Here is an 11,672-nt window from a genome sequence, read left to right as displayed (position 1 = left end):
ACATGCCACAGCGCTTCTCCATCCGTGAGTTTTACCGTGAAACACCTCACCGGACTACCACGCGCCGCACAGAGGACTGTGCGGACCACTCTATTCCACCCAGCGGATGCACGAGGCCATCGGCACCTCGACTGGCCCTCCATGCGCTGTGATGCTGCCGCTCGTAGCGTCGATCTTGAACACCACGACATTGTTTCCCGGCATGTTCGCGCATAATAGCCACTTCCCATCGGGCGTGATGAGCAGATTTTGCGGGCCTTTGCCGCCGCTGGGTTGGATGGCGAGTAGTGTGAGCGTGCCATCCTCGGCGATGCGGTAGCTGGCGAGGCTGTCGTGGCCGCGATTGGTGCCGTAGAGGTGCTTTCCATCAGGTGTGATCTTCAAATCGGCGGTGTAGCTCTTGCCGGTAAAGTCGGCAGGCAAAGTGGCGATGGTTTGTTTCTCCTTCAGCGTGCCGTCGGCGGCGCTCCGGTCGAAGACGGTGACCGTGTTGGCGAGTTCGTTGATGACATACACGAGCTTGCCGCCGGGATGGAAGGTGAGATGTCGCGGACCGCTGCCGGGCGTGAGCTTGGCGAAGGGTTGGGCCTCGTTTGGCGTCAGTTTCGCCGTGGCGGCATCGAGCGTGTAGATCATGATCTTGTCGATACCGAGATCGGCAGCGAGGGCGTGCTTGTTGTCCGGACTGATGACGAAGCAGTGCGCATTCGGCCCCTTTTGACGCGAGGAATCGGCGCTGGAGCCGCTGTGTTGGAAAAACGAGACCACCTCGCCCAGCGAGCCGTCACTTTTCACGGGAAGCGAGGCGACGCTGCCGCTGGAGTAGTTTGCAACGAGCACGGATTTGCCCGCGGCATCGACATCAAGGTAGCAGGAGGCCGTGCCGCGTGCGGATTGGTGATTGAGACGCTTCATGCGGCCTGTGCGGCCTTCGAGGGCAAAGGCGGCTACGTTTTCGTCCTCATCGCCGCCAAATTTCTCCGCGTCGATGGCGTAGAGAAAACGTTTGTCCGGCGAGAGGGCGATGAAAAACGGATTCTGGATGTCTGTCGTGCGATGCAGCGGCTTCAGCGTGCCTTTTTCCGAATCGAAGGTGAAGGCGTGAATGCCGCCCTTTTCACCTGAGGCGAATGCCGAGACGAAGACAAGTGGTTCAGCGGCGGACAGAGACATGGCGGCAAGGAGGAGCAGGAGCGTGCGCATGATGCCCAAACGCTCTCCAAACCCGCCCCTTGCGGCACAATGGATCAATGCGGTTTGGGGCCATCCTCATCCTCGGCTTCATCCGCCAGATCCTCGCCGCCGAGCGCACGCGCAGCATCTTCCATGAAGGCGCGCATGTTTTCCTCATTGATGGCCTGCTGGGCGGCCTGCTCGTCCGCATCCGCTTCCCACTGACGCTCGGAGACATGGAGCACATAATCGGTGGTCTGGATGACGATGCGGCCGTTGCGGTCGCTGAACCACTCCAGGTAGAGCGAGTTAGAGAGCACCCAGGGCACCTCGTGGAAGCGCTTCTCCTCCAGCGCCTTCATCCAGACCTCCTCGGGCACTAGGAGCTTCTTGAGCTTTTGCGATGCGGTGATGTCGCCCACGGAGCCGGTTTGAATCATCGCGAGGCCATCGTCGTATTGCGGCTGCGGAACGGGATTGGGGTTCTCAAAGGTCAGCTTGCAGCCCGCGAGGTCCGGCCATGCGTCGCCCACGAGATCGAGCGTCATCGGTTGCTCGCGTCCGAGCAGCCAGAGCGTACCGGTCACACTCCCGCGCACGGTGTTGTCGATCTCACCGCGAATCACCATTTTGTCGAATCTCCAGGCCATGGGCGGGTGATACGACGGCAAAGAAGGAGTTCAAGCAACGATCAGCGTTGATGCCACGCCTCAAACACCTTCGCCATGGTGGCGACGCGTTCGGGCTGCTCGGAGGCGAGATCATGAAGCTCCGTGCGGTCGGTGCTCATATCATAAAGTTCCCATTTGCCTTTCGAGGCAGCGACGAGCTTCCAGTCGCCCATGCGCACGGCTTTGCTGCCGGAGGTGGCCCAGCAGAGGGATTCATGACCGGCCCGTGTGCCGCCTTTGATCACCGGCAGAAGCGATTTTCCTGCGAGAGGTGTCACCACACGATTGTCGAAGGCGGTGGGATAATTTTGGCCAGCGACATCGAAGACGGTCGCGGTGATGTCGGTGATGTGGCTGACCTCGGGGCTGATTTTGCCGGCAGGCACGACTCCCGGCCACCAAGCGATCAGCGGTGCTGAAATGCCGCCTTCGTGATTCGACTGCTTGTGCTGGCGGAAGGGGGAGTTGGAAACATTGGCCCAGGCGGGACCGGCGGTGACGAAGGTGTCGCCGGGGCCGGGCATGATGTCGGGCTTGTTGCCCACGCGGGTGCGTTTGCCGTCGGCCCGCCAGGTCTGGCCTGGCTTGTCGAGTTGCCCGACAGCCTTGTCGGAAGCGCCGTTGTCGCTGAGGAAGAAGACGAGCGTGTTGGTGCCACGCACGGCCTCCATCACGCGCCCCACACTTTGATCGAGGCAGTCGATCTGCGCGGCAAAGACGGCCATGCGCTCCGCTTCCCAGTCGAGATGTTCAGCCTCGCTCCAGGCGGCTGCACGAGCCTCGCGCGGCGAGAGTTTCGTGCCGGCAGGCAGGATGCCGCTTTCAACGAGGCGCTTCAGGCGTTGCTCGCGCGCGGCATCCCAGCCGAGTTTGCGATACAGCTCACGATACTTCGCGATGTCGGCCGCTTTCGCATGCAGCGGCCAATGCGGCGCGTAATGGGCCATGTAGAGAAGGAAGGGCTTTGTTTTGTCCCGCTGCTGGAGGAATTCGATGGTGAAATCGGTGATGAGGTCAGTCTTGTAGCCGCCATCGGGGATCGTGTAGGGCTTTCCATCGCGGTAGAAGGCGGTGTTGCGCGTGTTGGCGAAGTAGTTGCCCGGCCCTTGATGCCCGGTGGTGCCAAAGTAGCGATCCACATGATGCGAGAGGTTCTGCGGATCGTGCCAGTCCTCCGCCGTGAGCATGTCCAGCCGACCGACGGCGCAGGTTGTGTAGTCGGCGCGTTTCAGCACCTCGAACATCGTCACGCAGTTGTTCGTGAGCAGGCCGGTCCACTGCGTCATGCCGACCTGATGCGGGTGAAGCCCGGTCATCAAGGCGGCGCGTGAGGGACCACACAAAGCGCAATTGTAGAACTGCGAGAAGCGCATGCCCTCGGCGGCGAGTTTGTCGAGATTCGGCGTCTGAATCTCGCCGCCGTAGCAGCCTAGGTCGGAGAAGCCCATGTCATCGGCCAGGATGACGATGATGTTCGGGCGCGGTGCCGCTGCCGCGAATGATGAGAGCAGGCAGAGGAGGATAAGCAGGCGTTTCATGCGAGGATGTCATGCACCACATCGCCATACACATCCGTGAGGCGGAAATCGCGACCGGCGTAGCGGTAGGTGAGCTTTTCGTGATCGAGGCCGAGTTGATGCAGGATGGTGGCGTGCAGATCGTGGACGTGGACTTTGTTTTCCTCGGCGTTCATGCCGAGTTCGTCGGAGGTGCCGTAGGCGAGTCCGCCTTTGATGCCACCACCGGCCAGCAGCGTGCTGAAGGCGGTGTGGTGATGATCACGACCGCGGCGCATCGGATCGACCTTCTTGTTCTTGTCCTCGGTTTCCTGCGAGTAAGGCGTGCGGCCAAACTCGCCGGTCCAGACGACGAGCGTGTCATCGAGCAGGCCGCGTTGTTTCAGATCGCTGATGAGCGCGGCGGAGGCGCGATCGCTGTCGGCGCAGAGTTCGGGGTGGCGCTTGTAGTGGTCGCTATGGGTGTCCCAGGGCTGATTGTTGCTGCTGGTGTAATAGACGCTGATGTAGCGCACGCCAGACTCGGCGAGACGACGTGCGAGCAGGCATGAGCGGCCAAAAGGTGTGTCGCCATACAGCTCGCGCATCTTCGCGGGCTCGCGGCTGATGTCGAAGGCATCGCTGGCGGCGCTTTGCATGCGGTAGGCGGTCTCCATGGCCTTGATCTGCCCTTCCAGCGCGGTGTCGTGCTCGCGCTTTGCGGCATGGAGGTGATTGAGCTTCTGAATCAAATCGATCTGCCGTCGCTGCTGTGCGGGGGCGAGCACAGAGTTGCGCACGTTGGCGACGAGTTTGTCCACGCTCATGTCGGAGGTGATGACACCGGTGGCCTGATACTCGGCTGGCAGGAAAGAGTTGCTCCACAGCGCCGGTCCCACCACGATGTTCGGCGTGGGCCGCAGCACGACAAAGCCCGGCAGGTTCTCATTTTCGCTGCCAAGCCCATACAGCACCCACGAGCCGAGCGAGGGGCGGATCGGCTGAATGTTGCCGGTGTTCATCATGAGCAGTGCGGGCTCATGATTTGGCACGTCCGTGTGCATGGAACGAATGACGCAGCAATCGTCGATGATGCTGCCCAGTGCTGGCAGGCTCTCGCTCACCTCGATGCCACTTTGACCACACTTGCTAAACTTCAGCGGCGACGACATGAAGCCGCTCGTCTTCGGTGCGCGGTAAAGCTTGCCCGACGGCTGCTGGCCCTCGTATTTCTTCAGCGCCGGTTTCGGATCAAAGGTGTCGATATGCGACGGCGCGCCGTTCATGAAGAGGAAGATCACTCGCTTCGCCTTCGGCGTGACCTGCTGCTTCACCGCCGCGTTCGCCTGCGATCCCATCATGCCCGCGAGACCGATCGCGCCGAAGCCCGCTGAGAGTCGTTGGAGAGCGTCACGCCGGGTCATCTGGGCTGGGTTGTGTTCAGTCCACATAAAGCATTTCGTTGGTGGCCAGCAGAGCCTGCGCGAGCTGCTCCCACGCGGTGAGGGCAGACTCGGCGGGTTGTTTCAGAAACTCCTGGGCGATGGCGAGTTCTTCCGTCTCGGGTTCGCGGGCAAAAAGGAGTTCGTAGGCGTGGCGAATACGTGCAATGTCATCATTGCCGCTTTGCTGAAGGCGCTGGGCGAGCTTTTTCGACTGCTCGATGATGAAGGGGCTGTTCATCACGAAGAGCTTCTGCGTGGGCGTGGTGCTGCTGCTTCGGCGGGCGGCGTGGACGTTCGCATCCGGGTAATCGAAGAGCATGAGCGTCTTGTTCAGCTCGCGGCGGCTGACCTGGGAGTAAATCGTGCGTTTGTGATGCGTGGGAGCATCGAGGCTCTGCGATGCGCCGCCTTCCAGAGTGAGCGTGCCTGCGGTGGCCATGATGGCATCGCGCCACGATTCGATACCGAGCTGGCGGCGGTTCATGCGCCAGAGGTGATCGTTTGCTTCATCAAGCTGGGAGTTCGCGGCGCTGCCGCTGCTGCTTTGGCGATAGGTGGCGGACATGACCAGTTCGCGCATGAGACGCTTCAAGGACCAGCCGTCCTGCATGAAGCGGATGGCGAGGTCGTCGAGCAGTTCAGGATGTGTCGGTTTGTCGCCCGTCGCGCCGAAGTTACTCGTGGTGCGTGCCAGGGGCTTGCCGAAGAGCAGATCCCACACGCGATTCACCATCACGCGGGCCGTGAGCGGATTGGCAGGATCGGTGATCTGGCGGGCCAACTCCGCACGACCGCTGCCTTGCTGAAACTTCGCCGGCTCACCCTTGCTCAGCACCTGCAACCAGCCACGCGGAGCCGTGGTGCCTGGAGCCTCCATATCACCACGATCATAGACGGGCAGGTCATGCGGCTTGAGGTCGCGCACGACGTGAAGGGTGCCAGGGTCCATCTTGTCGGCCAATGTTTTGCTGTCCTCCTCCTTGCCATCGGGGCGCAGATTCACCATCTGCACCGAGGCGAAGACACCAGCCATGGCGTAGTAATCGCGGGCCGTGATCGGATCGAACTTGTGATCGTGGCAGCGTGCGCAGGCAACCGTGAGGCCGAGAAAAGTCTGCGAAACAGTGTCCACCTGCTCCGACCACTCCTCCGCCTGCACATCCAGCCGGCTGCGAGCATACAGCTTGTGCCCGAGCCCGAGAAAACCGAGCGCGGCGAGGTCTGCCTTGTTTTGCGGCTCGATCAAATCAACCGCGAGCTGCTTCTCGATGAATGCATCGTAAGGCAGGTCGGCATTGAAGGCCGCGATGACCCAGTCGCGATAACGCCACGCGTTCGGATAGTTGAGCGAGGAGTTGCCGCCTACCTGATGCGCCTGATCCTCGGCATAGCGCGCGAGATTGAGCCACACACTCGCCATGCGCTCGCCAAAGGCGCGACGACCAAGCAAATCCTCTGCCAGCCGTGCATAGGCATCCGGGCGCGTGTCATTTACAAACACCCGCACCTCCTCAGGCGTCGGCGGCAGGCCGGTGAGGTCAAAGGTCACGCGGCGGATCAAAGTCCGCGCATCGGCCTCACGTGAAGGTGTGAGATCCTTCGCCTCCATGCTCGCGAGGATGAAGTGATCCACACGCCCACGCGGCCATGCGGCGTCTTTCACCTTTGGCAAGGCCCGGGCCTTCGGCGGCACGAAGGACCAGTGCTGGCGTGCCTTGGCCCAATCAATCGCCACAGGCTCCGCCGCCTGCGTGATGACGCAGAGCAGGAGTGAGGTGGCGATGATTTGGAGCGGGGCGTTTGGCACCTGACCAAAACGTGGTGTGAACGGCTTTTTCCTCTGCAAATCACGCGATCAGTCCCTTCACCACCTTCGCAGGATTCACGCCAGTGAGGCGGAAGTCGAGGCCTTGGAAACGGTAGCTGAGCTTGTTGTGATCGAGGCCGAAGAGATGCAGGATCGTGGCATGGAAGTCGTGCATGGACACGGGATCGCGCGCGACGTGCCAGGCGAAGTCATCGGTCTCGCCATGGACCTGGCCGCCTTTGATGCCGCCGCCGGCCATCCACAAACTGAACGCGGCGGGATGATGATCGCGGCCCGTGACTTTCTTGAAACCCTTGCGGTTCTCGCCCAATGCGGTGCGACCGAACTCGCTGCCCCACACGACGAGCGTGGTGTCGAGCAGGCCGCGTTGTTTCAGATCCTTCAGCAGCGCGGCGATGGGCTGATCGACCATCTGGCAATTGTGAGCGAGCTGCGGATCGAGGCTGCTGTGATGATCCCACGAGGCGTGGATGATGTTCACGAAACGCACGCCGCGCTCGACCATGCGTCGCGCATTCAAACACTGGCGCGAGAAGGTCTGGTAGTTGCCGATGCCGCCGAGGTTGCTCTTGATGGGCGGCTCGATGCGATTCACGCCATACGCGTCGAGCGTGGCCTGTGATTCACCACTGAGATCGACCAGTTCCGGCGCCGAGCTTTGCATGCGGAAGGCCAGCTCGTAGCTGTTGATGCGAGCCGCGATCTCAGGATCGCCGATGTGCTTGTGCTGGAGGCGATTGAGGTCGTTCAGGGCGCGGATGCTCGCGGATTGCATCTCCGGCGTGATGCCATCGGGGTTGGCGAGATTCAGCACGGGGGATGCTCCATTGCGAAACATCACACCGCCATACGACGACGGCAAAAAGCCACTGGACCATGTGGAGCTGCCACCAGGCAGGCCGCGACCTTTGCTGACCATCACGACATACGACGGCAGCTCCTGCGAAGCATTGCCGAGGCCGTAGGTCACCCATGAGCCGACGCTCGGACGCCCGAGCAGCGCCGCGCCGCAGTTTAGCATGAGCTGGCCGGGCAGATGATTGAACTGCGTCGTGTGCATCGAGCGAATCAACGCGATGTCATCCGCACAAGTGGCGATGTGCGGCAGCAGATCACTGATCTCCATGCCGCATTGACCGTGCTTTTTGAAGACACGCTTCGTGCCCATCACGGTGGCCGATTCCTTTTGCAGGAAGGCGAACTTCGCATTGCCCACGATGGAGTCGGGCAGCGGCTGGCCGTCGTATTTGTTCAAGAGCGGCTTCGGATCAAAGAGGTCCATCTGCGACGGCCCTCCTTCGAGGAAGATGAAGATGCAACGCTCCGCCTTCGGCGCGAAATGTGCCACGCGAGTTGAAAGCGGATTCGCCGGAAGGCTCGCCTCCTCCGCCAGCAGCCCGTCCTGCTTCAGTAATGACGCTAAAGCGAGCGTCCCCAACCCGCAGGAACTCGTCGCGAGGAAATCGCGGCGCGTTTGCGTGAGATGTTTTTCAAAGGGGGACATGCGAGCTACGCCAGCTCCTTGATCGACTGGAATTCGTTATCGACAAGATAGTGCGGGCGACCGGAGAAGTCGGACACCGTGCTGGTATGCGGATTGATGCCGAGGTTGTTATAAAGCGTGGCGAATATCTCCTGGAAGTGCACGGGGCGATCCGATGCTTCCCCGCCGAGGCGGTCGGTGGCACCGATGAATTGTCCATTTCGCATGCCGCCACCGGCGAGCAACGCACAGGAGACGTTCGGCCAGTGATCGCGTCCACCTTTGTCATTCACGCGTGGCGTGCGGCCAAATTCGCCCCAGGCGAGCACGGTCACATCCTTGTCCATGCCACGTTCATGCAAGTCCTGCACGAGCGCGGTGATCGCCTGATCAAAGTCAGGTAAGTTTTCCTGCGCGTTCTTGAAGTTCTGCCCGTGCCAGTCCCAAAAGCTGTAGCTGAGCGTCACCACGCGCACACCGGCCTCGACGAGTCGGCGTGCGAGCAAAAACTGCTCATTCAGTCGCGGCGCGGCATCCCCTTGGATCTTCTCCGTTCCTTTGCCATAGCGCTCGCGGAGCTTGGGCGACTCCTTGGAAAGGTCGAGCGCATCGACGAGACGCGAGGAGGTGAGAATGCCGTAGGCCTGCTGCCGGAAGACATCGATGCCCGCCATCGTGCCCGAGGCATCGGTCTCGCGGCGGAAGCTGTCGAAGGCAGAGAGCAGTCCACGACGATCGCCCAGCCGCTCCAGCGTCACACCATTGAGCGACATGTCCTCTTTCCCGCGCTCCAAGGGCATGAAAGGCGCATGCGCCACGCCAAGGAAACTCGGCCGTCCTTGATTGTAGGGCGTGTGCTTCATCTGCTGCGAGAGATTCACATAACCGGGCACCGTGGGCGCTCCGCCTTTGAGCTTCGACACCACGCTGCCGATCTCCGGCCAGCCGCCCGGAGGCGCGTTGTTGCTGAGACGGCCCGTCACGCATTGAAAGCTCTCATGCCGATCCTTCGCGCCCACGACGCTGCGGATGAAGCTGAACTTGTCCGCCATCTTCGCCATGCGCGACAGGTGCTCGCTGATCTGGATGCCCGGCACATTCGTGCCGATGGCCTTGAACGGCCCGCGCACCTCCGAAGGCGCGTTCACCTTGATGTCATACATGTCCTGGTGCGGCGGCCCGCCCGGCAGGTAAACCAGGATGAGCGCCTTCTGCGATTTGCCGAGGGCCTGTTCCGACTCCGCACGCAGCAACTCGGGAAAACTCAAGCCGCCGAGCCCAAGGCCGCCGATGCGCAGAAACGAACGACGCGAAAGGCCGTCGCAGTAGCGGTTGGCGGACTGTTTGGAGAAAAGGGTGAGCATGGCGTTTCTAAACGGACGAAGGGAAGGAAGTGTTGCGATGGTGAGCCGTGAGTGATGTGGCTATTCGCGGTTGATAAACTCATCCAGGTTCATGAGCACGCGTGCGGTGGCGACGAGTGTAGCTGCTTCGATGGCTTCGGCTGGCGAAACAGCCTTTTTGATGATGCCGAGGGCTTCCAGAGCTTCTGCACCGCCATTTTGCACGTGGGCCTTTTGCTCCGCGTGGAATGATTTCAGACGCAAAATCTCTTCCGCACGTGGTGCGCGGTTCAAAACAAGCTGGAAGAGTTTCTGGAGGCGTTTTGATGTTTCTGACGCGTCTTCTCGCACGATGCGAAGAGCCAGCGATTGCGCCGCTTCGACGAAAACACCGTCATTCATCATCGTGAGGGCTTGCAGCGGAGTATTCGAACGTTCGCGGCGCACGCAGGAGTCGGCGGCATCCGGTGCGTCGAAGGTGGTGAGCGTGGGATAGAGCACGCTGCGCAGCGTGATGATGTAGAGGCTGCGGCGGTAGATTTCGTCACCGGGACTGGCCTGCCAGTTTGAGGAGCGACCGACATCGAACACATCCTCCGGCAACGGCGGGCGAAAGCTCGGGCCGCCAATGCTGCGCTTGAGCAAGCCGCTGACAGCGAGTGCAGAGTCACGCAGGATTTCAGCATCGAGACGTACGCGGTTTTGACGCGAAAGCAGTCGGTTCAGCGGGTCAAGCACGACGATGTCATCGCGATGCGCGGAGGACTGGCGGTAGGTGTCGCTCATCACGATGGTCTTGATAAGCTGCTTGCGGCTCCAACCCTCGCGCATGAACTCGGAGGCGAGCCAGTCGAGCAATTCAGGATGCGAGGGCGACTCACCGCTGGTGCCGAAATCATCAGGCGTGCGCACGAGGCCGGTGCCAAAGAGCTTGCTCCAGATTTGATTCACCGCGACGCGGCTGGTGAGCGGATGATTGGGCGACACGAGCCATTTCGCGAGATCGAGGCGGTTCGGCTCGGGCTGCGTGGGCTTGTTCATCGGTGGCAGAGACGAGAGGCTCGCAGGCACGACATCAGGGCCACGCCGGGTGTAATCCCCGGCCATGTGGACGTATGTTTGCCGACGATCCTTGATCACTTCAGCAAGGGCGGGTGCTTTTGACGTCGGCTCGTCACGATCCTCGGTGTTGTCGAAGAAGGCGTAGAAGCTGTAGTAATCGCGGATGGTGATCGGATCGTATTTGTGCGTGTGGCACTGCGCACAACCGACGGTGAGGCCCATCCAAACGCGGCCTGTGGTGTTCACGCGATCGGCGAGATTTTGGAAACGCGCTTCTTCTTTGTCGAGACCCGCTTCCGTGTTGAGCGCGGCATTGCGATGAAAGCCGGTGGCGGCGATTTGCTCGCGTGTGGGATTGGGCAGTAAATCACCCGCGATTTGCTCGATGGTGAACTGATCGAACGGCAGGTCGCGGTTGATGGCGTCGATCACCCAATCGCGATAACGGTAAGCATTCGGGCGCAGGCCGTCGCCGAGGAAACCATTGCTGTCGGCGTAGCGTGCCATGTCCAGCCAGTGACGTGCCCAGCGCTCGCCAAAGTTGGGAGAGGCGAGGAGTCGGTCCACGACCGGCTCAAACGAAGATGGCCGACGAATGAAGGACGCAACCTCCTCTAGAGTCGGTGGCAGGCCGGTGAGATCGAGATAAACACGGCGGATCAGCGTGGCCGAGTCGGCTTCAGCGGCCGGCTTGAGATCGTGTTTGGCAAGTTCGTGCTCAATGAATGCGTCGATGGGGTTCCTGCGTTTCGATGGCGGCACCGTGGGACGCCTGATCGGCTCAAAGGCCCAGTGATTCTGATATTCGGCCCCTTCAGCAATCCAGCGACGAAACAGATCGCGCTCGGTTTTCGTGAGCTGCTTCGGCGAGGATGGCGGCGGCATCACATCATCAGGATCAGCGGTCGTGATGCGATGCCAGAACTCGCTGTCATCCGGTTTGCCGGGCTTGATGGCTTCTTTGACCGCCTCAGCCCGCACATCGAGCCGCAAATCGGCCTCGCGCTTGTCTTCGTCGGGACCGTGGCACGCGTAGCATTTGGCAGCGAGGATCGGGCGGATGTCGCGATTGAATTCGACCTTGGTGTACGCAGGCGCGGCGATGCAGACTCCAGAAAGGAGGACGAGCAGGGCTAAGAATGGCAGTCGGATGGGCACGCGGGGGACTCAA

The 11,672-nt window shown here is 61.2% G+C and carries 8 protein-coding genes; all 8 read right to left on the bottom strand.

Annotated features, from left to right (window positions below; all coding sequences use genetic code 11):
• Positions 1 to 90: 90 nt before the first annotated feature.
• Genes U1A53_RS25460 through U1A53_RS25425 form a run of 8 tightly spaced genes read right to left on the bottom strand, consistent with a single transcriptional unit; the run spans position 91 to position 11,659 of the window.
• Positions 91 to 1,203, bottom strand: coding sequence for a lactonase family protein (locus U1A53_RS25460; RefSeq protein ID WP_322284710.1), 1,113 nt, complete (start codon positions 1,201 to 1,203; stop codon positions 91 to 93).
• Positions 1,204 to 1,247: 44 nt separating this feature from the next.
• Positions 1,248 to 1,823: a hypothetical protein gene (locus U1A53_RS25455; RefSeq protein ID WP_322284708.1), complete on the bottom strand. Its 576-nt coding sequence runs from the start codon at positions 1,821 to 1,823 to the stop codon at positions 1,248 to 1,250.
• 41 nt (positions 1,824 to 1,864) lie between these two features.
• Positions 1,865 to 3,382, bottom strand: coding sequence for an arylsulfatase (locus U1A53_RS25450; RefSeq protein WP_322284707.1), 1,518 nt, complete (start codon positions 3,380 to 3,382; stop codon positions 1,865 to 1,867).
• A complete protein-coding gene (locus U1A53_RS25445; RefSeq protein ID WP_322284706.1) occupies positions 3,379 to 4,764 on the bottom strand; it encodes a DUF1501 domain-containing protein in 1,386 nt (461 codons plus the stop codon). Before U1A53_RS25445 ends, U1A53_RS25450 begins: the two co-directional genes overlap by 4 nt.
• Before the next feature lie 16 nt (positions 4,765 to 4,780).
• Entirely contained in the window at positions 4,781 to 6,592 is a 1,812-nt protein-coding gene (locus U1A53_RS25440) for a DUF1549 and DUF1553 domain-containing protein (RefSeq protein ID WP_322284705.1), read from the bottom strand.
• Positions 6,593 to 6,632: 40 nt separating this feature from the next.
• Positions 6,633 to 8,117, bottom strand: a complete 1,485-nt coding sequence (locus U1A53_RS25435; RefSeq protein ID WP_322284704.1) for a DUF1501 domain-containing protein — start codon at positions 8,115 to 8,117, stop codon at positions 6,633 to 6,635.
• Positions 8,118 to 8,122: 5 nt separating this feature from the next.
• The gene (locus U1A53_RS25430; protein ID WP_322284703.1) at positions 8,123 to 9,460 is read right to left on the bottom strand and encodes a DUF1501 domain-containing protein; all 1,338 of its coding nucleotides are present in this window, start codon (positions 9,458 to 9,460) and stop codon (positions 8,123 to 8,125) included.
• 60 nt (positions 9,461 to 9,520) lie between these two features.
• Positions 9,521 to 11,659, bottom strand: a complete 2,139-nt coding sequence (locus U1A53_RS25425; RefSeq protein WP_322284702.1) for a PSD1 and planctomycete cytochrome C domain-containing protein — start codon at positions 11,657 to 11,659, stop codon at positions 9,521 to 9,523.
• Positions 11,660 to 11,672 lie beyond the last annotated feature (13 nt).

It is taken from the genome of Prosthecobacter sp., assembly GCF_034366625.1.
GTDB lineage: Bacteria > Verrucomicrobiota > Verrucomicrobiia > Verrucomicrobiales > Verrucomicrobiaceae > Prosthecobacter.
This window is presented reverse-complemented; position numbering and strand designations above follow the sequence as displayed.

Coding starts and splice junctions, on each gene's coding strand:
- U1A53_RS25460 (WP_322284710.1), bottom strand. CDS start 1,203: ATGCGCACGCTCCTGCTCCTCCTTGCCGCCATGTCTCTGTCCGCCGCT.
- U1A53_RS25455 (WP_322284708.1), bottom strand. CDS start 1,823: ATGGCCTGGAGATTCGACAAAATGGTGATTCGCGGTGAGATCGACAAC.
- U1A53_RS25450 (WP_322284707.1), bottom strand. CDS start 3,382: ATGAAACGCCTGCTTATCCTCCTCTGCCTGCTCTCATCATTCGCGGCA.
- U1A53_RS25445 (WP_322284706.1), bottom strand. CDS start 4,764: ATGACCCGGCGTGACGCTCTCCAACGACTCTCAGCGGGCTTCGGCGCG.
- U1A53_RS25435 (WP_322284704.1), bottom strand. CDS start 8,117: ATGTCCCCCTTTGAAAAACATCTCACGCAAACGCGCCGCGATTTCCTC.
- U1A53_RS25430 (WP_322284703.1), bottom strand. CDS start 9,460: ATGCTCACCCTTTTCTCCAAACAGTCCGCCAACCGCTACTGCGACGGC.